The organism is Sphingobacterium chuzhouense (assembly GCF_014692525.1).
Taxonomy (GTDB): Bacteria; Bacteroidota; Bacteroidia; order Sphingobacteriales; family Sphingobacteriaceae; genus Sphingobacterium; species Sphingobacterium chuzhouense.
This window is the reverse complement of record NZ_JACNYL010000004.1, coordinates 92430-119148: the sequence shown is the minus strand read 5'-3', so window position 1 is coordinate 119148 and position 26719 is coordinate 92430. Positions and strand designations below refer to the sequence as shown.

At 43.2% G+C, this 26719-nt stretch carries 25 protein-coding genes and 1 tRNA gene; 6 read left to right on the top strand and 20 right to left on the bottom strand.

Annotated features, from left to right (window positions below):
* Positions 1 to 135: 135 nt before the first annotated feature.
* Positions 136 to 207: transfer RNA gene (locus H8B21_RS16730), tRNA-Glu, on the top strand.
* A 577-nt stretch (positions 208 to 784) separates the two neighbouring features.
* Here H8B21_RS16730 and H8B21_RS16725 read toward each other — a convergent pair.
* From H8B21_RS16725 to H8B21_RS16710, 4 genes are all read right to left on the bottom strand, one after another.
* Positions 785 to 1321, bottom strand: coding sequence for a hypothetical protein (locus H8B21_RS16725; RefSeq protein ID WP_190314987.1), 537 nt, complete (start codon positions 1319 to 1321; stop codon positions 785 to 787).
* A gap of 117 nt (positions 1322 to 1438) precedes the next feature.
* Positions 1439 to 1825, bottom strand: a complete 387-nt coding sequence (locus H8B21_RS16720) for a hypothetical protein (RefSeq protein WP_190314985.1) — start codon at positions 1823 to 1825, stop codon at positions 1439 to 1441.
* Between the two features lie 397 nt (positions 1826 to 2222).
* The gene (locus H8B21_RS16715; protein WP_190314983.1) at positions 2223 to 2657 is read right to left on the bottom strand and encodes a hypothetical protein; all 435 of its coding nucleotides are present in this window, start codon (positions 2655 to 2657) and stop codon (positions 2223 to 2225) included.
* An 84-nt stretch (positions 2658 to 2741) separates the two neighbouring features.
* Positions 2742 to 3170 (bottom strand): DUF3592 domain-containing protein, encoded by a 429-nt coding sequence (locus H8B21_RS16710; RefSeq protein WP_190314982.1) that lies wholly within the window; start codon positions 3168 to 3170, stop codon positions 2742 to 2744.
* 1123 nt (positions 3171 to 4293) lie between these two features.
* Between H8B21_RS16710 and H8B21_RS16705 the strand changes: the two genes are divergently transcribed.
* On the top strand, positions 4294 to 4635 hold the full coding sequence (locus H8B21_RS16705) for a four-helix bundle copper-binding protein (RefSeq protein WP_190314981.1): 342 nt from the start codon (positions 4294 to 4296) through the stop codon (positions 4633 to 4635).
* Between the two features lie 240 nt (positions 4636 to 4875).
* On the opposite strand, the gene H8B21_RS16700 is transcribed toward H8B21_RS16705, so the two are convergent.
* From H8B21_RS16700 to putP, 3 genes are all read right to left on the bottom strand, one after another.
* The gene (locus H8B21_RS16700) at positions 4876 to 5553 is read right to left on the bottom strand and encodes a potassium channel family protein (RefSeq protein WP_190314979.1); all 678 of its coding nucleotides are present in this window, start codon (positions 5551 to 5553) and stop codon (positions 4876 to 4878) included.
* A gap of 8 nt (positions 5554 to 5561) precedes the next feature.
* On the bottom strand, positions 5562 to 6941 hold the full coding sequence (locus tag H8B21_RS16695) for a TrkH family potassium uptake protein (RefSeq protein WP_317170412.1): 1380 nt from the start codon (positions 6939 to 6941) through the stop codon (positions 5562 to 5564).
* A gap of 100 nt (positions 6942 to 7041) precedes the next feature.
* Complete coding sequence (gene putP, locus H8B21_RS16690) at positions 7042 to 8550, bottom strand: sodium/proline symporter PutP (RefSeq protein ID WP_223815107.1); 1509 nt, start codon at positions 8548 to 8550, stop codon at positions 7042 to 7044.
* Between the two features lie 268 nt (positions 8551 to 8818).
* Between putP and H8B21_RS16685 the strand changes: the two genes are divergently transcribed.
* Both H8B21_RS16685 and H8B21_RS16680 read left to right on the top strand, forming a co-directional pair.
* On the top strand, positions 8819 to 10252 hold the full coding sequence (locus H8B21_RS16685; protein WP_190314977.1) for an alanine/glycine:cation symporter family protein: 1434 nt from the start codon (positions 8819 to 8821) through the stop codon (positions 10250 to 10252).
* A 131-nt stretch (positions 10253 to 10383) separates the two neighbouring features.
* Positions 10384 to 11229: a universal stress protein gene (locus H8B21_RS16680; RefSeq protein ID WP_190314975.1), complete on the top strand. Its 846-nt coding sequence runs from the start codon at positions 10384 to 10386 to the stop codon at positions 11227 to 11229.
* A gap of 31 nt (positions 11230 to 11260) precedes the next feature.
* Here H8B21_RS16680 and H8B21_RS16675 read toward each other — a convergent pair whose 3' ends face one another.
* Together H8B21_RS16675 and nhaA are read right to left on the bottom strand one after the other, a co-directional pair.
* Complete coding sequence (locus H8B21_RS16675; RefSeq protein ID WP_190314974.1) at positions 11261 to 12535, bottom strand: dicarboxylate/amino acid:cation symporter; 1275 nt, start codon at positions 12533 to 12535, stop codon at positions 11261 to 11263.
* A gap of 1 nt (position 12536) precedes the next feature.
* Positions 12537 to 13715: a Na+/H+ antiporter NhaA gene (nhaA, locus tag H8B21_RS16670; protein WP_190314972.1), complete on the bottom strand. Its 1179-nt coding sequence runs from the start codon at positions 13713 to 13715 to the stop codon at positions 12537 to 12539.
* 197 nt (positions 13716 to 13912) lie between these two features.
* Here nhaA and H8B21_RS16665 point away from each other — a divergent pair, with 197 nt between their 5' ends.
* The gene (locus H8B21_RS16665) at positions 13913 to 14074 is read left to right on the top strand and encodes a hypothetical protein (RefSeq protein WP_190314970.1); all 162 of its coding nucleotides are present in this window, start codon (positions 13913 to 13915) and stop codon (positions 14072 to 14074) included.
* 220 nt (positions 14075 to 14294) lie between these two features.
* Here the strand turns inward: H8B21_RS16665 and H8B21_RS16660 are convergent, their stop codons facing one another.
* From H8B21_RS16660 to H8B21_RS16650, 3 genes are all read right to left on the bottom strand, one after another.
* Complete coding sequence (locus tag H8B21_RS16660) at positions 14295 to 14624, bottom strand: hypothetical protein (protein ID WP_449618950.1); 330 nt, start codon at positions 14622 to 14624, stop codon at positions 14295 to 14297.
* Between the two features lie 109 nt (positions 14625 to 14733).
* Entirely contained in the window at positions 14734 to 15081 is a 348-nt protein-coding gene (locus H8B21_RS16655) for a sensor histidine kinase (RefSeq protein WP_190314968.1), read from the bottom strand.
* Positions 15047 to 16261, bottom strand: coding sequence for a tetratricopeptide repeat protein (locus H8B21_RS16650; RefSeq protein ID WP_190314966.1), 1215 nt, complete (start codon positions 16259 to 16261; stop codon positions 15047 to 15049). The genes H8B21_RS16655 and H8B21_RS16650 overlap by 35 nt, the downstream gene beginning before the upstream one ends.
* A gap of 717 nt (positions 16262 to 16978) precedes the next feature.
* On the opposite strand from H8B21_RS16650, the gene H8B21_RS16645 reads away from it, so the two are divergent.
* Positions 16979 to 17140 carry a hypothetical protein gene (locus H8B21_RS16645; RefSeq protein WP_190314964.1) on the top strand — a complete coding sequence of 54 codons (162 nt, stop codon included), beginning with the start codon at positions 16979 to 16981 and terminating at the stop codon, positions 17138 to 17140.
* A 173-nt stretch (positions 17141 to 17313) separates the two neighbouring features.
* Here H8B21_RS16645 and H8B21_RS16640 read toward each other — a convergent pair whose 3' ends face one another.
* The 8 genes from H8B21_RS16640 to H8B21_RS16605 form a co-directional block, all read right to left on the bottom strand.
* Complete coding sequence (locus H8B21_RS16640; protein WP_223815106.1) at positions 17314 to 18192, bottom strand: carbohydrate kinase family protein; 879 nt, start codon at positions 18190 to 18192, stop codon at positions 17314 to 17316.
* A gap of 65 nt (positions 18193 to 18257) precedes the next feature.
* On the bottom strand, positions 18258 to 19604 hold the full coding sequence (locus H8B21_RS16635) for an FAD-dependent oxidoreductase (protein WP_190314960.1): 1347 nt from the start codon (positions 19602 to 19604) through the stop codon (positions 18258 to 18260).
* Positions 19605 to 19680: 76 nt separating this feature from the next.
* Positions 19681 to 20016, bottom strand: coding sequence for a DUF6385 domain-containing protein (locus H8B21_RS16630; RefSeq protein ID WP_223815105.1), 336 nt, complete (start codon positions 20014 to 20016; stop codon positions 19681 to 19683).
* Positions 20017 to 20041: 25 nt separating this feature from the next.
* Positions 20042 to 20980, bottom strand: coding sequence for a DUF6772 family protein (locus H8B21_RS16625; protein WP_190314958.1), 939 nt, complete (start codon positions 20978 to 20980; stop codon positions 20042 to 20044).
* Entirely contained in the window at positions 20973 to 22712 is a 1740-nt protein-coding gene (locus H8B21_RS16620) for a sodium:solute symporter family transporter (protein ID WP_190314956.1), read from the bottom strand. The genes H8B21_RS16625 and H8B21_RS16620 overlap by 8 nt, the downstream gene beginning before the upstream one ends.
* A 2-nt stretch (positions 22713 to 22714) precedes the next feature.
* Positions 22715 to 23614 (bottom strand): glycerophosphodiester phosphodiesterase family protein, encoded by a 900-nt coding sequence (locus H8B21_RS16615; RefSeq protein ID WP_190314955.1) that lies wholly within the window; start codon positions 23612 to 23614, stop codon positions 22715 to 22717.
* Positions 23615 to 23701: 87 nt separating this feature from the next.
* On the bottom strand, positions 23702 to 24994 hold the full coding sequence (locus tag H8B21_RS16610; RefSeq protein WP_190314954.1) for a ComEC/Rec2 family competence protein: 1293 nt from the start codon (positions 24992 to 24994) through the stop codon (positions 23702 to 23704).
* 30 nt (positions 24995 to 25024) lie between these two features.
* Complete coding sequence (locus H8B21_RS16605; protein ID WP_190314952.1) at positions 25025 to 26710, bottom strand: RagB/SusD family nutrient uptake outer membrane protein; 1686 nt, start codon at positions 26708 to 26710, stop codon at positions 25025 to 25027.
* Positions 26711 to 26719: the final 9 nt, after the last annotated feature.

Sequence of the window (26719 nt, the reverse complement as noted above, 5' to 3'; positions counted from 1 at the left end):
GCTTGTTGACATGCATTGGTTTATCCAGTAAAAAAATAATTTGCACACTACCGGTGCTGTTTCTTAAGCTTTTTTTACTTTTATTTTGTACAATAAATAATCATTTCTATATTTGCACACCGAAACAGAAAAAACGGCCCGTTCGTCTAGGGGTTAGGACGCAAGATTTTCATTCTTGAAACAGGGGTTCGATTCCCCTACGGGCTACAGATCTAAAGATCAAAAACATACAAAAGCTTGCAAATCAAATTTTTGCAGGCTTTTTTGTTTTAGCGGTATCTACAAAACTTACAATTTTTCCCAATAAAAAAAGTGAGTCAATCGGTGAGTCATTTTTTTAAATCACCCTACTCACTGAAACAGGTTTAAATAACTGATTTACAACCTGTTCAGAAACTAGACATCTTGATTTCAATTGGCTGCAAGGCTAAGTGCATCATTGAATTTGTTTTTCAATGGCGATGCAGAGCATTACGCTAAACTGTTGGATACCCGGATATAGGTCGGGATATGGATCAATTGGAAGAAATGCTGGACAGTAAAAAGCCGAAATACGATACGATAGTGCCAAAGGTTGGCTTCGGGAAAATTTCGGTTGTCGCCCTACAACCTTGTTTGAAAACTAATAAAGCGGGGTAGTATTATTGATCAGCAATGGAAGACCAAAGAGGGTGAGCTTGTAGTGACTGTTCATCCTCCTTCTCCTGTTTCACAACTATAATAATTCTCCATCAGATGGGCGTGCCTTTTTTCTTTTTAAATAGATGGAACATACGACTACTGTTTATTTTATAATCGCGATATTATTTTTTTCGGCATAAGGTATTGCGCAGCTGTCCAATCGGTCGAACCGGATCTGCATTTCTCCATCGTGTTTTGCAAACAGGTCATCAATGGCGGACATAATCTCTTCCGATGGCTTTTCCTCATCGATCATCTCCGCAATGTCGAGGTATTCGTTTTCAAAAACGTCACTGCTGTACCTGAATACTTCCAACGATGCGTCTATCAGTTCTTTGTTATCTCCTTTTGCCGATAGATCTTCAACCTTTTTTAAATTTTCGTCAATTGTTGCAATGACATATTGCTGGACATACGCTACCGCAGTACCCTTTATTACCGCACCATCTTGATAAACCGTGATATTGTTCTTTGCTTTCTTCTCCATCAGTTCGTTAAAGAACTTTGGCGAATAGTACGTTGTCACATTGTTGGTATTCAACCAGGTCTGTGCGACCACCTTTTTGGGAGAGGGTCCGCAGGAAACCATACCGGTCAAAGCGATCAATAACAGGCATTTTATGTAGTATATTTTTTTCATTTGAATAGTTATTTATACTCAGGTTGTTTTATAATGGCAATGAAGCTTACATGAGCCATTTATTTATATCCTTTTTTGAGCGGTAGCTTATGCAGGACGGTGGCAAGTTTCCAGGGATTATATTTTCGGACCTTTATATACGGATTTCACCAATGTATTGAATTCTTTTTTTACTTCTTTAAACGGATAGTTTTGAACGTCTGCAATAGTTTCCAGCTGATTTTTTATCATCCTTCTTTGTTTGATGAGCTTATAGCCAATAACAAATAGCCAAATGAGTAAAACAGTGATCACGACCATGACTATGGTTATCAACTGGTTTCTGGGCATACTGTCCTGTAACATGCGAAAAACTCCTATCGTACCCAACATAAAGAATCCCGGTATCCTTACCAAATTGTTCTGTTTCAGGTACTGCTCGTACGCTTTTAAAAGACTTTCCATCTCTTCTTGGTTGAAGTTGGGCAGATATTCAAAATCCACTTTTTCCGTGTTGTTTTTCATTTATCGTGCTATTTTATTAGAATGTTGGTAAAATGCGCCCATTAGGGCCTACCTCATATCTATATTCAGCTTTGGCATCAGTAAGTTAAATAAGCTTGCGGGAGCCGATAAAAGCCAGACTATTGGTACTAAAAACAGCACCCAAATGATGATCGATAAAGCTTTTTTGCCGAAATTCTCTTTTAACCATATCACTAAAAAAAGAATAGCCGAATAGTATAAGAAGAGCTCACCGATGGGATAGGCCAAAAAGGAAATAAAAGTCTGTAATAAAAGTACAATGACCCCCAAAACAAAGAGTATTGTCATGATGATAATGATACTTATTTTTAATGTCTTATACATAATTATTCACTTTTGGACGCTACCGAAATTCCGGCAGGTGTATAATAGCCGGCTACATAAACATCGTTTCCGGATACGAAAACAGCTTTTGCTTCGGTGGTCTGGCTGGATGGGTAGCCAGCTCCTGTGGCACACCATTTTTCCAGAGTATGGCTTTTTTCGGGTGGTAATTGAGTGCATACTCCTCTCCCTCATAGCCCACAATATACACGTCCTGGCCCGACACGAATATATCCTGCGGGATCACTTCCACGTCTTTATTCGCCGGAAGCTGTTGCATGTCCCCATTTTTATAGTAAAAGGGCTGATCGTTTCCATCTATATATTTTGAGACAGCCATGTGGATGTCCACTTCTATAGGTTGCGGATCATCCGTATCGGGGTCATCATCATAATGATCCTTCTTGCAGCTTATAAGCAATAACAGGGCAAAGCCTATTAAAAATATACCTTTTGAATAATTTGATTTCTCTATCAATATCCTCATCTTCAAATTTTTAAAATCTCTATATTTTGATATGCCTTAAAATGTCGCGTATCTGGATTGTTTCATGTGCTGATCCTTCATAATTTATATGATACCGATCTTAAACAAAAAATAACCGCCTCCTATCAGTAGCATCGCTAGCCCTATTGCCAATAAAATGTTGCTGCCCAGATAAACGCCCCAATAGGAAATGATACGCACATTTTGGCTGTTTTTGGCACTATAAACGATCGGAACTTTGTCGCCGATATCGTAGGCTGGTGGATTGGAACGGGCATTGGGTGTATAGGTTTTCTTCTTGCCCTTTACTTCGTATTCAAGAAGTGGCGCATACATGGTATACGTATGGTTGCTACCTTGGGATCTCACAGCGATATTTTCGATCACCGTGGCTTTGGTTTTTACGCCGGTTTCCAGAAATTTCCGTGAAGACATAAAAAGCTGCACGCCCAGAACGAGCAATACCAGTCCCACGATCAGTATAATTCCGTGTATAACAGTTATCATTTTCATTTCCTCCGCATTAATTCAATATGGTTCTTCCCATTTCCCATATCTGCATGGACCATCTGAAATTCCGTGTACTCTTTATGCCAGATGGATTGTCTTTCTACATTTTATGTTCTAAAACGAAATTCGCTATAAAAATCAAAGTACAATAATTCAGCGTATAACATAGTGTATACAGGAATATTTTTGTATATACAAAATATCTACATCATATTATTGACACTCAAGATTCTACATAATACTTGGGTTGGTATGCACGATCTTGGAAAAGTGCTGTACTGGAATTGCTACCTTTGAGTAGAGACGTTTTTATGGGGCAGATTTAAAGATGTAGTTTTAAATTTGACTGATATGAAACACAGAGTATTTGATGAAGAGTTCAAAAAGATGGCTGTTGAGCTGTCCAGATTGCGCATTACGCTAGAATGCTTTACGGTATTTAAAGTATTTTGACGACATAACCCAAATATAAAAAACTATATAGAGGCGGAAGGAAAGCCTGTCGGTCAGAACAAAACCAGTAGTAAGATTGAATATCGAAGGTTTCTGATCAATATTTGACCAATCGTTTGTTTGTATTTCCGTCACCCGGAGATGCATTCTCCCACTTCATTTCCTTGCCCGTAAGCTTGGTAATCCTAGTTTCGAGGATTTGATAGGTAATTATTTTACTACCTCGATATATGGTTTTGCTATAACTCATAGCGCCGTATGCTTAGTAGTATACTAAAAACGGCTTTCCTGAAGCTGTTAGGTTATAAGGGTATCCTCGGAAGATACCCAGAACCCCTTTTGCAGAACATACGGCAAGCAAAGGAGGGCTCTGCCCAACTTCCGCTTGCTCTATTGACTCGTCCTAAAATACGTTTACAGATTTTTACTTTACGTCCTGCAATTGATTGACAGCATCATATTCAGGGAAGGATTCATCTGGAGGTTTGGATCCTTCAATTTCCTAAGAACCCATTCGATTACATCAACACTACCAGCGTCACCAACTCTCTTCGATCATCATACTGGTTATCCCAATTATCCGTAACGATGCGCTTCAGTTCCAAGATAAAATTAAACCGAACAAATAATTGTCTCATCTGTTCTGAACATATACAACAAAAACTTTAACGTTATGATACAGACAAAATTTCAAGATTGTATAGAAGCATGTGGAGAATGTGCCATATCCTGTAGCCAGTGTGCAGCTGCCTGTTTAAATGAAAAAGATCTGGAACACCTTAAAAAATGTATCCAATTGAATCTGGAATGCACTATCATCTGTGATGCTGCTGTAAAAGTTATGAGTATCGATGGACAGTTAAGTACAGAGCTCTGTAAAATATGTGCAGATATCTGTGAACGATGTGCAGACGAATGCGAAAAGCATGCAGATATGGGCATGGAGCATTGCCGTGAGTGTGCTGAAGCTTGCCGCGCCTGCGCCAGAGAATGTAAGAAGATGTCAGCAGCTTAGCTGCGTTAAGGGAATTGTTTCGACACTTAATTCCAATAGTATATATTGCCTTCATATACTCCACAACGGAAGCATTAACGGAAGAGCAGGATAACAAGCTTCAAAAATGGATGAAAAGCCAGTTTCCGCAGGACAGTTTAGAATTTATCAGGAAGACACCTGGCGAAGAAAGGCCGTGAACTTATTGGCTCGATAATAATGATCGCGCGTGAGGAAGTAGATCATGGTTGCGTTTATCTATTAAAGAAAAGCTTTGATATGGTCATTGTAACCATATATAGCCAATATATCTCCCTCTTCCAAGACCGTATCGGGCTGCGGTACGCCGTGCAGCACGGTCGTTACCATATTTTTTCCGAACGAGGTGCGCTGTTCGGTACTCTTTAAGATCGTGAGCACCAACAGTTCATACTTTTCCCGGAATCCGATCTCCTGTATGGACTTGCCCACATATTTTTCAGGAACGACGACCTCGACAATGGAATAGTTGCTGTTCAGTTCAAAAGAATCCACAAGTCCGGTCATACAGAGGCGCTTTGACCAGCGTTCGGCGGATTCCTCCTCGGGATGGGCAATCTCGGAAATACCCAGTGCACCCAATACTTTCTCATGAAGGCGGTTGACGGCCCTGCTGATCAGACGCTTGACCTGCGCCTCCTTGCACAAGGCAGAGACCATGATATTAGCTCCTTCATCTTCTCCGATGGCCACCACTACTACATCCGTGTTCTTCAGCGGCAAGGTAGAAAAAGCGGCTTCATCGGTGGCATCCAGGCAGATGGTATGGGTGATTTTCTCCTTCAACGCGCTGATCTTTTCCATACGCTGATCGACACCGATGACCTCATTGCCCTGCATCGTCAGCTTTTCCGCGAGCGATGCACCAAAATTTCCCAATCCTACAACGATAAACTTCATAACATTTCTTAATAGGTGGTAAGCTCTTCCTGAGCATACCTATAATGTGTGTATTTTATTTTTTTGATAAAAGCGATCAGTACGGACAGCATCGTTACCCGCCCCACGAACATGACAATAATCAATATGACCTTGCTTCCGGTTACAAAACCGCTTGTTACGCCAAGGGACAGCCCTACGGTGCTATACGCAGAAAAAGACTCGAATGCAATTTCAAGCAATGGACGGTTTGGTTCAAAAAATGAAATTGAAAAAATAGCTACGCCAATGGTGAATAGTGACAGAAACATCGTTGCAAAAGCTCTTTTTATAGATATAATTCCTATCTCCCGTCCGAAAACCTCGGTACGGTCCTTTCCCCTGGCAAGGCTCAGCACATTCATGACGGCCAAGGCAATCGTACTTGTTTTGATACCTCCCCCGGTGGAGTTGGGAGAAGCGCCTATCCACATCAATAGCATAACAAAGATGATCGTTGAGAACTGCAGTGCGCCGAAGTCTATACTGTTGAATCCCGCAGTCCTTGGTGTAGTTGCTGTGGAAAAGGCGATTACTAATTTTCCTATACCCTGATGGGAAGAAAGGACGTGGCCATACTCGTTTACGTAGATTACCAAGGTCGCGAAGAAGGTTATAATCCCCGTGGTAACCAGGTTGATCTTGCTGTTGATGTTCAGTACCCAAGGACGGTGGAAGCTTCCCTTCAATGTCCATTTTCCAATCACCCTTCTATAAACATGCCTGATATACTGGAGTACGTTCACCACGATAGGGAACCCCAGCCCTCCGAAGATATAAATGAGGGATACAACAAACTGTAGGCTATAGTTATGTACAACGGTGCCTTCCATCAGTCCGTTGGACAACGTGGAAAAACCTGCGTTGCAGAAAGAGGAGATGGCGTGGAAGAGCGAAAAAAATATCCGGTTGCCCAGGGACATCCCGTTCCCACCGCCCAAGCTCCAGAAAACCCCCAATGCGCCGACCAGTTCAATCCCCAATGTGATCCAGACCATCCGACGGAGCAGCACAAAGACCTCCGACATCCGTTCGGTATTCGAATAAGCGCCTACGGTCAGCTGGCTTTCGTAAGTGCTGCCGCCCTTCAGGAAATAGGTGAACAATGCGGCGAAAGAGAGGATGCCTATCCCGCCGGCCTGGATGAGCAGCATGATGATCAGCTGTCCCCAGAACGTAAAATGGGTTGCCGTATCGACCACGATCAATCCCGTGACACAAACCGCGCTTGTTGAGGTGAAAAGGGCATCAATCCATGACAACGGTTGGTTCAGTGCCAGCGGCAGCTTCAAAAGACAGGTGCCGGCTGCGATCAGCAGCAAAAAGCTGGATATGAACAGCTGGGCCGGATTATAGAAACGTTTTTTCACCACTATTTTAGAAATGCGGGGTAAAGCTAACGGTTTTTCTTTTATTCCCAAAAAGGGAAAAACAGTATTTCTTTCCCCATATTTAAAGGTTTTCTATCATTTATTTTTCGCGCCCGACGATCTCCCGCACCTTTTCAAATTCTCCTTCGACCTCCCCTGGGACACGTCCGGTTATCAAAGAGACCACCACGGTAGTTAGAAAACTCAGTAAAAAGCCGGGAATAATCTCATAGACGTCCTTATAGGCGTGCGGTACATAAACCCATAGGAGTACCGTCGCTCCGCCTACCAGCATGCCGCTCAGTGCACCCATTGCTGTTGTACGCTTCCAAAGCAATGAGAGGATAACGAGCGGGCCAAAGGCCGCTCCAAATCCCGCCCATGCATTGCCAACAAGACCCAGGATACTTTCCTGTGGATCCAGCGCCAACAGGAAGGCTACCACGGCAACAACAAGCACCGATATACGGCTCATGATGAGCATATTTTTAGCCGTAGCATGTTTGTTGAAAAATGTCTTGTAAATATCTTCCGTCATCGAACTGGAGGTCACCAGAAGCTGCGAAGATATCGTGCTCATCACTGCCGCCAAGATAGCCGAAAGCAAAAAGCCACCGATGAGCGGATGGAAAAGCGCTTTGGAAAGGTATATGAATATCGTTTCGGAAAGTTCTCGGGAAGCATCAAATTTTAACATAGTATCTGTATCAAACCGCTGCAAGTAGGCGATCCCAAAAAAACCGAGGAGCAGGGAGCCCAGAACGGTTCCGATCATCCATGTCATGCCCACACGTCTGGCTTTTTTAATGTCCTTTACGCTATCGATCGCCATAAAACGGACGAGGATATGCGGCTGACCGAAATACCCCAGTCCCCAGGCCAATAGAGAAACAATGGATATAGCGGTAGTTCCCCGTAGCATGTCCATATAATTGGTGTCCTTGGTATAGATGGTGTCCATTGTTTCCCCTATACCGCCCAATTGAAAAATAACAACGGTGGGTATCAGCAACAGCGCGATGACCATGATCGTTCCCTGCACGGCATCCGTGAGGCTTACGGCCATAAAGCCACCGATGAATGTATAGAACACCACGACAAGCGATGTAACCCAGAGACCAATGCTGTAATCCATCCCAAAAGCCGATTCGAACAACCTTCCGCCCGAAACCATTCCGGCAGAAGTATACAGTGTAAAAAACACCAGAATAAAGACGGAAGATACCAGCTTCAATAGCTGCGAATTATCACGGAAGCGGTTTTCAAAGAAGACAGGCAGCGTTATGGCATTTTTTGCAACTTCGGTATATACCCGCAGGCGCGGCGCAACGATAAGGTAGTTCAGGAACGCACCGGTGGTAAGCCCGATGGCGAGCCATGAACCCGATAGCCCCATCATGTACATGGCACCCGGAAGCCCCATCAGAAGCCATCCGCTCATATCGGATGCCCCGGCGGACAGGGCGGTCACGAAGGGTCCCATCTTGCGTCCACCGATCAGAAATTCTTCGGAGTTACTTGTCGATTTTCGGTATCCGTAGATACCTATCATAATCATGATCAGTACATATAAACCTATAGATATCAACTCATAAATATTCATGGGCATTGTTTTTTAGTGTGTTTTACGAAATAAAAACCTATTTCCACAAAAACGTGAACAAAAATAAAATTAGGGGATTAAAGGTCACATCTTGTGCAAGCGGTCCGGGTAAAGGTATAAAAAAAATTATACCTGACATGACCGGAAGGCGCGGTATCGTTTAGGTATAAACAAAAGGTATAGTATTCAAAAAAACAGATAGAGACACCCTATAACCTATGTTTTAGTGCCCGTTTTTTCCTACCTTAGTTCGATTGAAACCAAATACCATTAGATGCAGCAATTCATAGACCAGATCTATAACATCGTCTGGAGCGATGCCCTCGTTTATCTCTGCCTTCTCGCAGGAATCTATTTCACCTTACGTTTCCGGTTTCCGCAGTTGCGCTATCTTCGGCATATGGTTCAGCTCCTGTTTACCGGCAGCAGTTCAAAAAGGGGAATATCTTCGTTCCAGGCTTTTGCCCTGGCGATATCCGGACGGGTCGGTACCGGTAATATTGCAGGTGTAGCGACAGCTATCGGCATGGGCGGTCCCGGAGCGGTATTCTGGATGTGGGCAATCGCTTTTCTCGGTAGTTCGTCCGCCATTATTGAGGCCTCCCTTGGACAGATGTACAAAGAAGTGAAAGATGGTCAGTATCGCGGTGGCCCGGCATTTTATATACTGAAAGGTCTCAACTCCAAAGTTTTTGCATGGACCTTTGCCATTGTCACGATTATCAGCACCGGCTTTCTTTTGCCAAGTGTTCAGAGCAACAGTATCTCACTGGCCGTCCATTCTTCTTTCGGTATCTCGCACCATATCATTGCTATTGTCCTGGTGTTACTTTTAGCGTTTATCATCATCGGCGGTGTCAAGCGTATAAGCCGTGTAGCCGAATATGTCGTACCGTTCATGGCGGGAGCCTATATACTGATGGCGGCCGTGATCATGGTGCTTAATTTCCGGCAGATACCCGATGTCATTGCCCTGATATTCAATGCAGCCTTTAATACCGAATCAGCCTTTGGCGGTATTATCGGTATGGCTATTTCCTGGGGCGTAAAGCGTGGCATTTACAGTAACGAGGCCGGGCAGGGAACGGCCCCCCATGCCGCTTCGGCAGCAGCGGTAAGCCATCCCATCAAGCAGGGGCTGGTACAGGGGTTTTCCGTTTATGTGGATACCCTTTTTGTCTGTACGGCAACAGCGTTCATGATCCTGTTTACGGAGCAGTACAACGTCGCAGATCCCGACGGAGGTTTCCTTGTCCAGAATCTAGGAGAGAAAATACAGGCCGGACCTGAATATACACAACTGGCCGTAGCAAGGCATTTTCCAATGATAGGCGATAGTTTTGTGGCGATTGCCCTTTTCTTTTTTGCCTTTACGACGATCATGGCGTATTATTATATTGCCGAGACCAATGTCAGTTTTGTAATGGGCGCTAGCCGGAATAAACTGCTGATATGGGCATTGCGCCTGCTTATCCTTGCATCGGTATATATGGGCTGTATATCCACGGCGGAATCGGCATGGACGTTAGGAGATATAGGTGTGGGTATTATGGCGTGGCTGAACGTCATTGCCATTATCTTCCTGCACAACAGGGTGCTGGTACTGCTGAAAGACTATGAAATGCAGAGACACGAAGGAATAGACCCCGTATTCGACAGTTCAAAATATGATTTCCGTCGTATGGATTTCTGGAACCGGAAAAAATAACCCGTCCCTCGACTGCCCTGGTATCCCCGATATGTGCGGAATAACTTGCCAAAGCCACCGGGGCTTTGTATTTTTGGTAGAATAGCCCGTACAATGGAAGTGTACGGGCACCGGATATAAAACAATCAGATATGAAGCAGACCATTTTGGTACCCACAGACTTTTCGAACAACGCCCTGATAGCAGCCCGCTATGGTATAGAACTGGCGCGGAAGATGCAGGCACACGTACATGTTTTCCATGCCTACCGGCCGTTTACCTCCGCTTTCCAGAGCCCCCTGGCCAATCAGACGGACGAACAGCGGGCCAAGACCGGAGCTGAAAAAGGACTGGATGAGTTTATCAGTAAGCTGGGGAAACATGGGGACGTACAGTTGACCTCAAGCACTGCCAAAAATAGTCTCGTGGAGGCCATCAACCATTATATAAAAGAGGACAATGTCAGCCTGGTCGTTATGGGCGCGCATGGTGCCTCGGGCACGCGGAAGGATCTGCTCGGCAATAATACCTACGACGTCGCTAAGGACGTATCCCGTCCGCTGTTGATCGTTCCGGAGCACACCAACACTTTTAAACTGGAAAATGTGGTCTTTTTTACGGACTACCAGCAGGGCGATATCAAGAGCCTCACCAGCTTTAATTCGCTGTTTAGCAATATACGCCCTTCCTGTACACTGATACATATCCATGAAGGAAAAGACGCGCCAACAGAGGATAATCTACAAAGTCTGCAGCAGTGGAAAGCGACGCTGGAAAAAGAAACTCCGGTGAAGGATCTGTCTGTGGAAATGGCACACGTCCCGGAAAATGTAGAGGCGGTTAACGAAATTTTGGATCGTATGAACGCTGACATGACCCTAATTACCCTTATTGATTCCCGGGGATTTTTCAAAAAACTGGTGCACAAAAGTCTGGCAAGGGCCATTGTTCTCAATCCCCATACGCCTGTCCTGCTGACTTCCGAAGATACGGAGTAGCAACGGTCATGTAGACGGTGCGATCATTTTGCTAGGGTTCAGCACTGTCTCTACTTGACCTGTCCATTAATAGAGCCACCATGGAATCACCGGATATATTGGTTGCTGTACGGAGCATGTCCAATGGCCTGTCTACAGCAAAGATCAGCGCTATTCCGGCAGGACTGATACCGATGGATTCCAATACAATCACGAGCATCAGTATGCCGGCTCCCGGTACGGCTGCCGCGCCGATGGAGGCCAGGGTTGCCGTCACGATGATACTGAGCTGCTGGGCAGTGGTGAGGTCGTGCCCCATCACCTGGGCAATAAAAACCGCCGCAACACCTTGGTACAGACAGGTACCGTCCATATTGATGGTGGCACCTATAGGTAGGACAAAGCTCAGAACATCTTTCCGTATATGCAGGTTTTCTTCCGCACATTCCATCGTTACCGGTAGGGTGGCAGCACTCGAACTGGTCGAAAAGCCAAGGAGCTGTGCCGGAAGGATGGCTTTGAAAAACCGGAAAGGATTCATCTTGCCGAAGAAGTAAACGAAAAGTGAATAAACACCGTATACAAGCAGTAATAGCCCCAATACTACGGTAAAAGCGTACATGCCCAACGCTTTGAATACATCAAAGGAAGGTGCTTCCGCGATGAGTGTGGCAATAAGCGCGAACACACCATAAGGGGCAAACAGCATCATCAGATCAACGATCTTCAGCACAATGGCGTTTCCTGCATCCAGTACCTTTTTAAATGCCTTTATCTCGCCAAAGGGCAGGGATATCATGGCAACACCGACCAGCAGGCTGAAAAAGATGATCTGCAGCATATTGCTGTTTACCGACATTGAATCGAAAATGTTTTCCGGCACGATATCGATAAGGGGCTGTAAAGGGCCTCTGGTTTGCTGTACCTCGGCTGCCTCATCTACCTTCTCCTGAACTTCGCCTCCGAAAGATCGTAACATTTCCTGTCTGGTGTCTTCAGAAATAAAGCTGCCGGGCTGTATGAGGTTGACCAGGCCAAGGCCTATGGTGACTGCGATAATAGTTGTCAGGATATACATACCGAAGGTACGTAGGCCAAGACCGGAAAGTTGGGTAGTATCTTTGAGATCGGATACACCCTTGATAAGCGATACGATGATCAGCGGAATAGCGATCAGTTTCAGCAGGTTGATGAAAATCGTTCCAAAGGGTTTGATCCAGTCGATGACAAATTCTTTTCCGCCGGTAAACTGGATGCATAATAGCCCCACGAGGATACCGCCTACAATACCGATCAATATCTGCCAGTGTAACGCTATCTTCTTCATCCTACGTCTTTTTTTCGTTATCGTTCGATGGCGTTGCCACGCGATTTAACAGGATATATCCCGTCACGCCCGAAAGAAGCGAGGCGACCAATATGGAGAATTTTGCCTCGGCGATAAGCAGGTTGTCCGAAAAGGACAGCAGGGCAATAAATATGGACATTGTAAAACCGATACCCGCCAAAAGACCTACGCCGATAATCTGTACCCAGGATGCCCCTTGTGGCATAGAACCTATACGCAACAGAATTGCCAGTTTGGTCATCAGATAAACACCGACAGGTTTACCCAGCATAAGCCCGACAATAATCCCTACCCCCAAGGGGGAGACCAGTCCTTCCAGCATACCCTCCTCAAAACGGATGGCTGTGTTAGCTAAAGCAAACAGGGGAACGATCAAAAAGTTTACGGGCGTGGTAAGGGCATGTTCCAGTTTCAACAAAGGCGGTTCTTTCTGTCCTTTGGTAGCCAATGGGATGGTCATGGCGGTCAGCACGCCGGCTATGGTCGCGTGGATGCCCGAATGGTGGACAAAATACCAGATAAAAAGGCCGGGAATGAGGTAAAAGATTAACGACTGGACACCCAACCTATTAAAAATGAAGAGCAGGGCCAATATAGCCGCAGCATAGCCAAGATATATAGTATGCAGTTCGGCGGAATAGAAAATAGCAATAACCAGAATGGCGATGAGATCGTCCACAATAGCCAGCGCCGCTAAAAACACTTTTAATGAAGCGGGTACTCGTTTGCCGAGCATGGCAATCACTGCCAAAGCAAAGGCGATATCCGTTGCCATAGGGATTCCCCAGCCACTAACGGTTTCCGTCCCTTGATTGACCGCGAAGTATATACCAGCGGGTACGATGGCTCCGCCGAAGGCACAAAATATCGGGAGAAGGGCCTGTCTGGGAGTTGACAGTTCCCCACTCACCAACTCTCTTTTTATCTCCAGTCCGACCAGAAGAAAGAAAATAGCCATCAGGCCATCGTTTATCCAGAGCGCGGTCGTATATCGTAAATGTACCGAAGCTGTTTCAAACCCCAGCTGTGTGTTCAGTATATTTTCAAATGCGTCACCGAGCGGAGAGTTGGCAATAGTCAAAGAAATAAGCACACATATAAACAGGATTATTCCTCCGCTTGTCGGTGAATCAGTAAAATTTTTAAGGATTTTCAGCATAACTAGTTCCGTAAAAGGTGACAAGTTTCAAAGATAATATAACCAAATAGATTAGAAAAGGAAAATCGGATATGATTGCCAAAACCGTCGTGTTGCCAAGTGTTTACATCAATTTTCGCTCAAATAGCCGTGACCTTTATATTGAAAATATTAAATTAGTAGAATTTTATAAATTGTTGATATTTAAAACTACTGTTATGAAGAAGAGGCCAAATACAGCTTTGATATTTACATTGGTCTTAGGTGGAATTGCCGGAATACTTTATTTATTAGGGCTGCACGAGACATTTGGACTGGCCGCCATGTGCCTTGTGGCATTAGTTCTTACGTTTTTGATTGTTTTCTTTATTTCGCAATAGACAGGTACTTATGTTATGATTAGATCAGAAAGCAGATTACCAATAACTGGACAATATAGTGCTGATATTTAGTTTTTCGGTATGGAGTTTATTCCATCTTTTTGAAACTCTTTAAGTGACAATATATAGACATATAGCCCTATCCTACACCCAATGCCATAGCAAGGAATATCCAAAAGGTAAGATAACGGTCAAGGAATTTTAATTTTGGTCGCATCGGTTATTTGTTAATCATTGAAAAAACATAGAACATTTCGGTAGCTATCTGCAAACTTCTTTCTGCATAAACCTGTGTCTGCTCTGCTGTTCCGTCTGAAATCTTCGGATCTTCAAATGTGATGGGTATTCGTTTTTCTGCACCTGCGATAAAAGGACAGCCACCGTCTGCCTGCGAACAGGTCATAATGGCTGTGAACGCTGATACAGGATTGAAAGGACTATCGTATTTCTTTGAGAAACCGATTACAGGTAAAGCATTTTCGCTGTACTTAATAGCATAAACAGGGTTGTCCGTTTCCGAAATTTTGAAAACAGAAAAGTGAAATGCCACAGAAAACAAGGATGACCGTAGAGCATCGCATTACAGGGCGACAGCGACCGTATATCATTACGGGACCAATCCTTGTGCTGGTATCGGTACTTTCTCTTTTCGCCAGCTTTCAGCTTTGGCGGTCAAACTCGGCTCTGCACCCATCATGTAGATCACGGGCAATACGTGCACGCTCGTTTTCCTGTCCATCTATCATGGCGGAGAGCAAAGAAATTTTGTGTTCTTGACGGATATTGTCCAGTTCCATTTCGTGCAGGAGCTGATGCTGTTTTAAGGTTTTGGAACGTTGTCGATATGCTAAAAATAAGAATACCAATGCGATGAAAATAGTCGCCGAAAGCAGGATATAAATGAGGTTAAGTTTTTTTCGATGTGCCACCTGTTCTTCTAACATCACCAGTTTTTGCTCGTTGAGTTCCGTTTTATATTTTACTTCCAATTCCTTTCCTAATGCCATTTTTTCCATTATCGAAGCGTTGTTGATAATAAGTTAAGTACTGCTTGTAGTATTCGAGTGCCGCCCCATAGTCTCCCTTTTTCTCTGCCACGATGGCTAAAGCCTCCATTAACCGTATTTTCGTTTCCAGTTCCGGTAATGGATTCTTTTCCTGATAAGCGACTGCTTGGTTGAGGTAATGCTCTGCATCATCCCAACGGTTTTCCCGCTGCGTATATTCATTTAAAATACCGTATACGCCGGTTACCACAGTATAGTGTTCGGTTTTTAACCCTTCTTTCAAAGCGATGTCTAGATAACGTTGGGCGGTATCATTATAACTCAGCGGATAAAACTCCGAGTAGAGATTAGCCAGACCCAACGCATTAAACGATAGCTGGTTCCGGCTTGTCATATGATCCTCATGTTCCAAAAAGGTTGATACGGATTGTTTATAGTAATATTCTGCAGAGTCACGGAATTCTTCCTGGGCGTTGTTTCCCCGAAAACGATCCTCGAAGGTATAGCCAAGAGAATATAGTGCAGATGATAACCCATCTGGATTGCCGGATTGTCGGGCATTATCCAATGCCAGTCGTGCGTATTTCTCCATATTGTCCAGATCTTTCCAATGCCCATAGATACTGTACAATTCGATATAAATACTGGATATAACTCTTAGGTCATTTATATTGGAACTCCCGTCATAGTGTCGGAGTGCTTCAATGAAGCTCGCGACGGCTTCTGTTCGGCGTTCATTGCGCGACTCCATCCAGCCTTTGGCATACCATATATAGCCTTTCGTACCGGGATCTGCATTTTCGTCGAGGTTATCCAACGCCGACTGCAGCATAGTGCTCGCCGTCGAGTCTCCTTGTATACATAAATGCATGGCCTGTATGGCCAGTATACGAGCCAAATACTGCTTGTCTTCCATGGCCTCCGCTAATTGAGAGGCTTCGTCTAATAATTTGTTGCTTTCTTCCCTTTTATCGTTAAAATAATGATGAGTCGCTAGGCGTGAAAGTGTAAGTATCCTTTCTCCTGTGGATAGATTCCTTTTGTCCAATACCTGTTCCAGAGAATCCTGTTTAGCCTTTTGCGCATACAGGGTATTGGAAATGAAGTAAGTCACGAATAAAAATAATATTGCCGTTTTTGGCAACTTGGGGAAAGAAGCGAAGGAAAAACAATGTGCCATGTGAAATCTAAAATAGGGTGTACACACAAAAATATCTAAATTGTCGTAAAAAATTACATCTAACTACTAAAGTCAATAAACCGTTTTCGACGTCGTTTTATAACATCTACCCGTTCCGCTATTTCTGTTGCGGTTGGCTGTATTTCTTCGCCTGCATTAATGACCTAAGTACGGTAATGAAACAATAGGAATAAATCCCCTATTTTGGGGATTTTACTATATAAATGCCAATCTTAGTTCTGTAAAAAGAAAATAAACCGCTATGATTTTATCCCGGAAACTCCTAACTCTATGATAAACAATTGTAACATGATGACAAATTGCAGGCACTAAACTCCAAAGTCCTTGTCCTTGATATATAACCACAGATACACATACTTTTACACGAATGCATTTGTTTTCATGCTACGTAACATGCTCTAAACGTAACAAAATTTTACTTTTAATAACATTTTATTTAAAATAATAACAATGTATTAACCTCATCGAACTTAGCACGTCAGAATAGCTTACAGGACATCAGGTGTCTCTTGCCCGACTCTTGTTCCCAAATCGTATGAATTTACCTTTAAGTATCTTGAATTTGTCAAAAATCGACATTTGTCTAGCTTTTTCTTGCGGAACAATGTCAAAAAATGATCTTGATTGCTGTTTTTGTAAAAGCGAGAAAAAAAGAAACACCTGTGCATTGTCACAAAGTACTTTGTCGTTGAACCCATGTTACGTAGAAAAAATGAATGGAAAACACGTATTTCAACGAAACAAATATATCAGGTAAGGCGTTGGCTGAGTGGAAATTCCGACGGTATCGTGATGAATGTGGATCTAGCCCCAACATTTTTGGAATTAGCGGGCGTGGCTGTTAGCCGTCCTGTATGAACCGAGTCCTATGCGCCTTAGTTACGAAACCTTTGCACAGAAGATTAATCTCATCACCGAATATGGCGTCTTATCAGACAAAATTGTCATGGGAAAAGCGACTTCAAAAGAGTCGCTTTTTTATTTCAAGGTTGTTATCCCTGCATTCTTAATCGCCTTTCAGGAACAGTCCCTCATCGTAGTATTTCCGAATATTCTTTATATGAAGGACATGCTCCATATTGGGAAGCCACATAAGCTCCTTTTTGGATACCTTCAAAAAAGGATTCTTCTATAGTCGACGATTTGTCTAACCGCTTACTTAAAAAGCCAGCAAGAAAGGCATCTCCACTACCTATTGTGTCCGCTACTTTTATTTTGATCGCTGCCCTATGCAGCTCAATTTCATTACTGTAATAGCTGGCTCCTTCCGCTCCTTTTGTTACAATCACTTCATCGATATTAAAACGTTCCCTAATGGATGCAACCCGTACTTTTTCCTCCCCTTCTTTGCTGCCGTACCATTGACTAAGCAATGTAAGCTCGGTATCATTTAGCTTTAGAATATGCGTTTTATCGAGCAAATATTCCAATACGAGTTGATCAAAATGAGGTGGTCTTATATTAATGTCAAATACATTTAACGACGAATATTTAAGACACTCTTTAAGCGTATCATAAGATTCGGGATTCCTTGAAGACAGCGAGCCGAAAACAAAAGCACTGCCATTGTCGATAACAGGTATATACTCCTCCCTCCAAGGAATGTAATCCCATGCAACCGGATATACGAGATCGTATTCAGGTTGGCCGTCTTCTCCCTTTTTTACAATTGCCTCACCAGTCTTATGGGAATCGCTAATTGCAATTCCTTTGGTATCCAATCCCCATGTCTTTAATACATTCAACAGATCTTCGCCATACGCGTCATTGCCAACGCTACTGATTAAAAAACTACTTACACTAGCCTGTTTTAAATGATAGGCAACATTGAAAGGAGCGCCCCCTGGTTTAGAAACACCATCTACAATATCAAACAGGATTTCTCCAAAACAAACAACTTGATAATTCATATTCATGACTGCTACAAAGGTAGTAATATGTAAATTACTCTAAATTAACTGAAACTTACAAAAACCTATTTTGAAAGATTAGCTCCATATCTTATTAAAGTACTCCTAAGTGCTGCAATGTCCACGTCCAAAACATCAGTGCCTGTCTGGACACATAATGCCGCAGCTGCTCCAGCTGCTTGTCCTAGTCCCATTGCAGATGCCTGCACACGAACCGAAGCAGAAGATATGCCATCAGCAGAGAATGCCCGACCTCCTACTAAAAGGTTGGGGAAATTCTGAGCGATGAGGCAACGATAGGGTATAAATGCGGCATCTTTTAGAAACTCACATCGCTGATTATTAGAGGAAGAAGAATGTATATCAACGGGATGGCACCCTCTTGAGATGGCATCCGGAAAATCACGTGCTTCAATATATTCTTCTCCTGTCAGCGTGTGTACACCTTGAATTCTTCGGGTTTCACGTGTGCCGGCCTGTGGTGCAGTCATAACAAGATATGCATCTTTAAATGCCGGTACATTCTTTGTCAGTAGGTCTACAAAGGTAAATACATCTTCCCGTAGAAGACATTCCGTATTTGTCGCCTGACGATTATCTGCCATATTCGCATAGGTTCGGGTCATATTTACCAATGCAAGACCACGATCTAACACACCACAGTACCACGGCCCTCCAAATTTCGGTAGTTTAGTCTGTTTATTTATTTCTTCCAGTGCCTTTCTCATGTCTATGTCATGATAGTTTATCCCCTGTTGACTATGACGAATCATAGGAAGAGAATCTGTATCAACTCCTCCTAACATAAAGATCAGCGTCGCCGGTTGGAGCTCAGATTTCATTGGTTGCATAGGAACGCCGGCTTGATACGAAAGATCAGCATCGCCAGTACAATCAATAAAATATTTTGCGGTAATTGCTTCCGCACCATTCTTATTATCAATAATAATATGTGTCAGACGACCGTCTTCCGATTTTCTACATCCCGTGAGATAGGAATGAAAATAAAGGGACACTCCTGCTTCCAGTACCATACGCTGTGCGATAAGTTTATATTTTTCCGGAGAAAAGGTAATATTACCAATAGGTTTTTCCTCCCGTGCACCACCAATGTCAATCAGGCGTTCTATAAATTCCCAGGGAATGCCGTCAATGATTCGGCGGTCGTTATAGTTGAACACACTGATTGGTGCAACAAGGCTCGCAGTAGCCATTCCCCCCAGAAACCCATGTCGTTCGACGAGCGCAACGCTGGCACCTCCCCTCGCTGCGGCAATAGCTGCGATAAATCCGGAAGGACCTCCGCCACAAACTACTACGTCATAATCTGCAATCACAGGAATTTCCCTTACTTGTGTTATTTTTTCTACCTTTTGAGAAACCTTCGTTGTTTCTGTTGTCTGTTCTTTCATATTATACCTAAACTCAAACTCTTTATTTAAATAACAATTTCCTAATACCTTTTTCCAGTACACCTGTCGATGTAAATTAGCCTTTCAATGCGATTTGAATGTTCAATCTGAACACTGGATTATTTCCAGTGATACGACAGTGCAAACGAAGCCAATTTCCAAAATGTTTGACCCGTAAAAAGTGAAGTCCTTTCGTCATTATAGGTTCCGAAATAGTTCCTTCTGCGACCCAATGCACACCGTCATGTGAAATTTCAACTGCAGCCGCCAAAACGGAATTGCTTCCACTTACATTTTCAACGGCAATAAAAAAAATACACTCATCTGCCCAACCTACTTCATAAGGATGAGTCTCAAAATCTTGTATAAGATCTTTCTTTACCTCTAAATGCGAGGCATTAAATAGTTTCATGTAAACTAAAGTTTCAACGATTATATTATTCTTGAGATATGACCACCGAATCGACAAAAAGAAATACGCGACGCTGTGTATCAGTTTCGACCCATACAAGTGGATTCATCAGACCATCAATCCGATCATAAGGAGATACGCAATAGATCGGATGTCGTTGCAGATCAAATATTTTGTCCTGGCATTGCATCTCCACATATTCCCTTTTCTCGGTATCGATCAATAATCGCAAGTATTGCCAATTTATCTTACAATCCGTTTCATTATAGCACAAGGGCTGGTAGCCGTTGACAACATCTTTATAGCCATCATGTCGGCCATCCGCATACCTACGGCCGAACCAAAAAGGATCGACTCCTTTGATACACCAATCACCGTCTGTACCATAAGCCCAATCTTTATCATCTTTTGACGAAGGATAGATAAACTGCCATTTCTTTTGAAGTGTACCGTCTACAGCGTTAAGATACCTAACCCCTGCAAAATATCTGTTTCCTCTTTCTTGAAGATCCCAACCTGCGCCAAACCCTCTTATCGATGCTTCGTGAAGCCCAGGCAATTCTCCTGTACCATCTACTTTATCCTGTTCTGCGGTAAAAGCAAACCACATTTCAAATTGCAGGTATTTCCTTTTTAAATGATGAAAGGAAAGCCGCTTAATAGCATGTCCCAAAGAACCTGGTGCAGGAGGTTGGTCATAAGGATTAGCAACAGGTCTTGTAGACACTTTCAAGCTGTATTGCCCAGAAAGCGATCCATGCGAGCCCGGATAGCGAAAGGTTGCCGTACTCAACATCACGGGAGGCCATTGATGCTTCACCATGATGCTAGGGCTTTCTTCAAAATCAGGTGCTTCACAAAAGTTGGGCATGATTTCCATCCAACCATTTTGCCCCGTATTGAAAACGTCATGCACCAAAACACGATTAAGCGGTTGAAAACGAGATAAAAGAATTCTATCCATTATTGATTATTTTTTTCTCAATCTTTGATTTTCTATAATGATATATGGTCAGCACAACAATAGAAACAACGATAAAGATAGATGCGTATAAAAGCATTCGCTCGCTGTCCGCATCGGTTACAAAAGCGAGTATGGCAATTATTATTCCTATTGTCAAATAGGTCCCCATCATGATGTTGATAGCCAGAGAAGAATACAATGATCCTGCTTTCTTATTTTTTTCTTCTGTAGCTTCGTCGTTGATCCCCTCCTCCTCCTCGGATATCTGAACCAATCTATCCCATCCGGCATCTTTCTCCTTTTTCCATAAAACCAGCTCGATAATAAGTAAGGTCGCGAACGGCACGACAAATCCGATGAATGCATCGACAAACTCTACATGCTGGTTTACGATGTCATCAAAAAAGCCCGCTTTTATCACAAAGGCAATCGTATAGGTGATACCCATTGACCACCATACCGCACCAGACCCGATACGTTTAGAAAACAGTCCCCATATAGACGGAATAAAAAGAGGCGAAACAATTAATGTTAATGTGGGCACAACGACACGCTCTGCTCCTCCAAGGTATGGTATCATGATCGCCACTCCGGTAATGAGTGCACCATATACATACGTAAATATCCTTCCTACACGAATCAAGGTCTTATCAGAAGCCCTAGGACGAGCTGCTCGAAAAATATCATAGGCAAACACATTTGCAAAAACATTCAGATTACTCGAGACTGCGCTCATTGTCGCTGATAACATCGCCGCGAGCATCAAGCCGAGCATTCCAACACTCAATAAGTGTTGGCTCATCAACATATAGGCTTGTTCTGGGTTGGCGTTTGGATTGATAACTCTATAAACTAAAGCCGGTATATACCATATAAGCGGTGTGGTAATATAGAGGATTCCTACGAGATAAGCACTTTTTTTTGCTTCCCGAACTGTAGGCACACTGATATAACGCTGTACAAAAGCCCAGTCGCCACCGAGCATGAAAAAATTAAGGAGCAGCCACAAAACCATCCAGCCCCACGAATATTGTTCGCTAAAAAAGGAGAAAAAACCATCAGGGGAATTGATGATAAACTCTCCTACTCCGCCAATACTCTCGAACGATAACGGAATCATGATTAACACCATGGCGATCAATACGGCAAACTGAACAACATCAGTCATTATTACCGCTAAGAACCCTCCTGCAGCAGTATAGACAAGCGTGACGACACCCAATACCAAAACTGCATACATAACAGATAGATGCCCCGTCCGCGGGTCTGCTAAGATATGACCTTCTGGCAAAGGAATCAACGCGACGGTCATGATCGCAACCGCATACAATGCTACAGCCATATGTATTCCGCGACCAAAAACGCCAATAATCGTATAGAACCGAACAATCGATTTATTAAAGCGCACCCCGAGATACTCCGCTGGGGAATTTATCCGCTGTTTCGACCATTTCCCAACAAGAAACGCACCCACGAAAATAGACGCAATCCCTAACATCGTTGCGATGACTACCGAGACCATACCTGACCTATACGCGACCCCACCCCACACGACGAACGTACTTGCCGAGAAGATTGTCATGTAGGTAGACAACCCGGAAAGCCACCACGAGGAATTTCTCCCCGCGATAAACATATCCTTCGCACTTTTTATTTTTCTACCTAAAAATCCTCCTAATAATAATAGCCCCGCAAAATATACTAGGATAATGATGTAATCTGCAATCCCCATGATTAATTGTTCGATGTAGTAGACAAGGATTCTCTGAGTCCGACAGGATAGTCGGATTCAAGTATGGTTATGCCACTTTCAATTACTTTCCGATAAGCCTTTGCCCTTTCTTCTTCTGTTTCTAATTTGTCATACGTAGGGGCAGCTGATATGAGGCTACGGATGCCATATCCACGCATCATCTCGTTTATCTCATTCGTCTTTTCAGATATTTTGGTACCTATACATGCAAATATTTGACGTTTTGGAATACCTAAATCCAGATAGGACTGGAACGCTTCCGGTTCTCTGAAAGAGATGGCGAACATCCTTTTCGGCTCATCGTTGAAATAAAAAGCCGCATCTCCAGGAGAGCGTACTAGACTAATCACGTAATTGTTGGCGTCATGCTCACGTATAAGGTCAGCAATCATCTTCAGAGGTACATCCTTTTTATCAAGCAGTAATGCTGTTTTTCCATTTGCCCATTCAAAAACTTCAGCTAAAGTCGGAATTTTATGTTCTGTAACTTCTCCTTCATTATTTTTCAGGTTCAACTGTTGTAACTCTTTCCAAGTATAGTCTATCACTTTACCTGTACCATTGGTTGTACGATCCAGTGTCGCATCGTGAAAAACAATGATTACGCTGTCTTTGGTGAGTCGAGGATCTATTTCAAACACGGCTGGCATTTTCGTCAAAACATATTCAAAAGCACCAATGGAATTTTCCGGTAATCCATTCTCCCTAGTTCCCCTGTGTCCCTGAATAATAAGTGGAGCACCATCCCGATAACTGTAGAAGTCATACAATGCTTCGGTATCTGCAAAAGAAAGATAGTGAGGTTCTTCTTTTTCTTTAATCTGAGGAGAACAGGAAAACAAAAAGACCGATGCACAAATTCCAAAGATTATTTTTTTCATCTATAAATATTTTGTTTTTTTAAGGTCGTGAAACTATCAGATTTATCCATCCCACTGTACGGTCTGAAAAATCGAGATGGTTTCATATTACTTACTCTTATAAGGCCCAAAAACTCCAGTTACTTTATAATCTTGATTGGTATCATCAAGCACATATACGTAATATTCTTCGCCTCCGGGATCTACCCGTACTACAATATGCCCCTCTACGGCTTTCAATCTATTCAGGTTTGCTCCTAACCGAGGTTTATTGGCTTCTGTCATATTCGTAGAGAATATCTGAACACCACTGTTCGCCGTAAATATTCGGGATAAGGTTTCCGTATTAGGGTGCACGTCTCGCCAAGGATGAATAATTACCGTCTGTGGTTTCAAGCTGTTCAAGATGGTCGTACCATTACAATTGGATGTAGCGTGGTGGTTTGCTTTCATCACATCTACTTCCGGTACCACCACGGCCACTGGTGCTTCAACATCCTTCCAGGGATGTGCTGTTCTACCATTGTATTGTAGATCTCCCGCTGTGAAAAAGTTAAACTTCCCGTATGATAAAACAAAGCCAATACTGAAGATGTTTTCTGATCCATCTGCCGCCGCGACCTCCGGTCCAGAGGGCAGTGTATTGGTGGAACCAGTTCCCGTTCCAGTCCATACCACACCATTTGAAATAATATTACGAATCTCAAAATTGGAATACGCCGACGGGTTCTCCTGCAACACTATTTGATCATTTTTACCCACATCGAATTGCTCTGCTATCACTCCTTTGTGTGCTTTAGCCCAATCTATAAATTTGATGTAATTCGCTATTCTAGAATTCGAGGCCATATTAGTCGGAAAGTTATAATCTGGATACCCCCTGTCAATAATTTTATCAAAGTCGATTTTTGCACCGACCTCAGTGATTCCTCCCATTCGAAAGGTTCCGGTAGGATCCAAAGGTAAGCTACTGCTATATGTACCCATATGATCAGGATCAAAGTGACTTAACATCAGATAGTTAATCTTATTACTAGCTGTCTTAATAAAATGCCTCGTATAATTTGTTACTGCCAATCCTGGTGATACATTACCATTTGGTTTTTGTGAGGGAGGAGGAATTGCATCGGTTGGCGAAATCAACGAGCCTGCCGCATCGATCAACATCGTCGTCCCATCGGGAAAGATCAGTAGCTGACTTTCCCCACGTCCGGTATTAATGGCGTGGATATCAAGATAGCCCTCTTGCCAATCTGGTAGAGTTTTTCCGATCAACTCGTTCTGAGGATCGTCCTTACCTCCATTATCGCCTTCATTGGGATCTCCACTACTACTTTTGCTGCAAGACATCAAGACAATGATAAGCAGCAGCCCAATCCATTCTTTATTTTTCTTTAGCATATCAATTTAAATTTATGGTTATGTAATCTGTTAATATCCTGGATTTTGTTTTATATTATCATTGATTATTACTTCCCTGGAAGGAATGGGGAAAAGGTATTGCCTGTCGGTAAAGTTTCTGGGAACAACCGCCCTTATTTTGCCTGTCTGATACATAGCGGAGAAATCTACCAATCCATTTTCATCGATTTCGGGCAATGCTCCTTTTGGAAAGAAATAGTCACCAGAAGCGATATTTGCTTCCAAACCTGCCTTTATCGGGAGTGCATATACCGGTCGTTTCATAACTATCTCAGCTAACTTCCACCGGATCAAGTCGAACCATCTCCTATTTTCCCATGATAACTCCGCACGGCGCTCCATGCGGAGAATAGTCCTAAGTGCAGCTTGGTCGGTCTCTGTAACTGCAGGGTATCGTGTGGTTTGGACAGGTGACACTTTATATGCACGCGATCTCACTTGATTAATAGCCTCCAAAGTGGACTCGTCAATTTCGTTCAGTTCTATCTTAGCTTCTGCATACATCAGCAACACATCCGCATACCGCATGATTATGATATTTGGATCTGCACGTCTACTAGCAAATGCTTCGTCAACACCTTTTTTCAACGTTAAGCCGTTGTAAGACGCAAATTGCGAAGTCAATTGCGTTTCTGGATTCGCAACCATCCTACCTGTTTCAAGTTCTAAGACATGCGTAGCGCCTGGATCATAAACAAAACCATGAAATGGAGTTCCAAACTCCGGTACGAGTTCAGTCAGTCTAGGGTCTCGATTCTTAAACGGATTTTGGGGATCAAATAAAGGAGATTCGTCTACAGGAAGACCATCTGTACAAGTGTAAGCACAAAACAACTCCCAACTGGGTTGTGCTGTACTGGTTCCGCCAATGTAACGTGGAAGGAAAGAACCTCCGGCCATATTTTCCCCTGTAAGCTGTTCTGAACGAGGAATAATAAAAATGAACTCAGGAGATGTGTTCGTGGTAGAAAGAAATAAACGACCATATTCCGGGTCGAGCGAATAAACACCCATATCCATACAATCTTTAGCTGCGTCACGTGCTGTAGGATAGTCCAACATCCAAGTTGCTATTCTAGCTTTAAAGGCATATGCCGCACCTTTCGAAATCCGTCCATTGTCATTATCCGGAAGATATTCGATAGCGACATCAAAATCCCGATAAATCTGTTCCAATACGATAGCTTTATCTGTGCGACCGGTCGCAAAAGCTTCCTCTATGGTTATGTAGTTTGTAATCAGCGGAACATCCCCATATAGAAAGATCAAATAAGAATAAAAACATGCTCGAAAGAAACTAGCTTCCCCCCTCAATTGATTTATCCTTTGCTCCGAGACATTGCCCATCGCATTATCCAAACTGCTTAATACGATATTTGCACGATTTATGCCTTTGTAGGTATTTATCCATGTATTTTTGGTGTCAGCCCATTCCCCTGTAATCGAACCGGCTACCCAGTCGTAGAGATACTCCCGCTGATTCCAGTCGTCCGTCCAACGGTCTGTATTAAATAGCCTAGTACCTTCCACATGCCAAAGAGCGGCACGGTAGAGCTCATTAAGCGCTAATGTAATTTCATTTTCATTGGTATACCAGTTTTCACTAGATCCTTCCGAAAGAGGGTTTAGATCCAACTCTTGGCACCCTGTAGTCATCAGGAGTACCGATATCATTGATATTATTAATTTTTTCATCTGTATATT

Bases quoted from the DNA above. Each gene is read 5' to 3' on its own strand.
- H8B21_RS16630 (WP_223815105.1), bottom strand. From the start codon at position 20,016: ATGAAACTATTTAATGCCTCGCATTTAGAGGTAAAGAAAGATCTTATA.
- H8B21_RS16715 (WP_190314983.1), bottom strand. From the start codon at position 2,657: ATGAGGATATTGATAGAGAAATCAAATTATTCAAAAGGTATATTTTTA.
- H8B21_RS16700 (WP_190314979.1), bottom strand. From the start codon at position 5,553: ATGAAGTTTATCGTTGTAGGATTGGGAAATTTTGGTGCATCGCTCGCG.
- putP (WP_223815107.1), bottom strand. From the start codon at position 8,550: ATGCCCATGAATATTTATGAGTTGATATCTATAGGTTTATATGTACTG.
- H8B21_RS16635 (WP_190314960.1), bottom strand. From the start codon at position 19,604: ATGAAAGAACAGACAACAGAAACAACGAAGGTTTCTCAAAAGGTAGAA.
- H8B21_RS16615 (WP_190314955.1), bottom strand. From the start codon at position 23,614: ATGAAAAAAATAATCTTTGGAATTTGTGCATCGGTCTTTTTGTTTTCC.
- H8B21_RS16645 (WP_190314964.1), top strand. From the start codon at position 16,979: ATGTTACGTAGAAAAAATGAATGGAAAACACGTATTTCAACGAAACAA.
- H8B21_RS16610 (WP_190314954.1), bottom strand. From the start codon at position 24,994: ATGCTAAAGAAAAATAAAGAATGGATTGGGCTGCTGCTTATCATTGTC.
- H8B21_RS16675 (WP_190314974.1), bottom strand. From the start codon at position 12,535: ATGAAGAAGATAGCGTTACACTGGCAGATATTGATCGGTATTGTAGGC.
- H8B21_RS16605 (WP_190314952.1), bottom strand. From the start codon at position 26,710: ATGAAAAAATTAATAATATCAATGATATCGGTACTCCTGATGACTACA.
- H8B21_RS16665 (WP_190314970.1), top strand. From the start codon at position 13,913: ATGAAGAAGAGGCCAAATACAGCTTTGATATTTACATTGGTCTTAGGT.
- nhaA (WP_190314972.1), bottom strand. From the start codon at position 13,715: ATGCTGAAAATCCTTAAAAATTTTACTGATTCACCGACAAGCGGAGGA.
- H8B21_RS16655 (WP_190314968.1), bottom strand. From the start codon at position 15,081: ATGGCATTAGGAAAGGAATTGGAAGTAAAATATAAAACGGAACTCAAC.
- H8B21_RS16720 (WP_190314985.1), bottom strand. From the start codon at position 1,825: ATGAAAAACAACACGGAAAAAGTGGATTTTGAATATCTGCCCAACTTC.
- H8B21_RS16640 (WP_223815106.1), bottom strand. From the start codon at position 18,192: ATGAATTATCAAGTTGTTTGTTTTGGAGAAATCCTGTTTGATATTGTA.
- H8B21_RS16705 (WP_190314981.1), top strand. From the start codon at position 4,294: ATGATACAGACAAAATTTCAAGATTGTATAGAAGCATGTGGAGAATGT.
- H8B21_RS16625 (WP_190314958.1), bottom strand. From the start codon at position 20,980: ATGGATAGAATTCTTTTATCTCGTTTTCAACCGCTTAATCGTGTTTTG.
- H8B21_RS16620 (WP_190314956.1), bottom strand. From the start codon at position 22,712: ATGGGGATTGCAGATTACATCATTATCCTAGTATATTTTGCGGGGCTA.
- H8B21_RS16710 (WP_190314982.1), bottom strand. From the start codon at position 3,170: ATGAAAATGATAACTGTTATACACGGAATTATACTGATCGTGGGACTG.
- H8B21_RS16685 (WP_190314977.1), top strand. From the start codon at position 8,819: ATGCAGCAATTCATAGACCAGATCTATAACATCGTCTGGAGCGATGCC.
- H8B21_RS16725 (WP_190314987.1), bottom strand. From the start codon at position 1,321: ATGAAAAAAATATACTACATAAAATGCCTGTTATTGATCGCTTTGACC.
- H8B21_RS16680 (WP_190314975.1), top strand. From the start codon at position 10,384: ATGAAGCAGACCATTTTGGTACCCACAGACTTTTCGAACAACGCCCTG.
- H8B21_RS16650 (WP_190314966.1), bottom strand. From the start codon at position 16,261: ATGGCACATTGTTTTTCCTTCGCTTCTTTCCCCAAGTTGCCAAAAACG.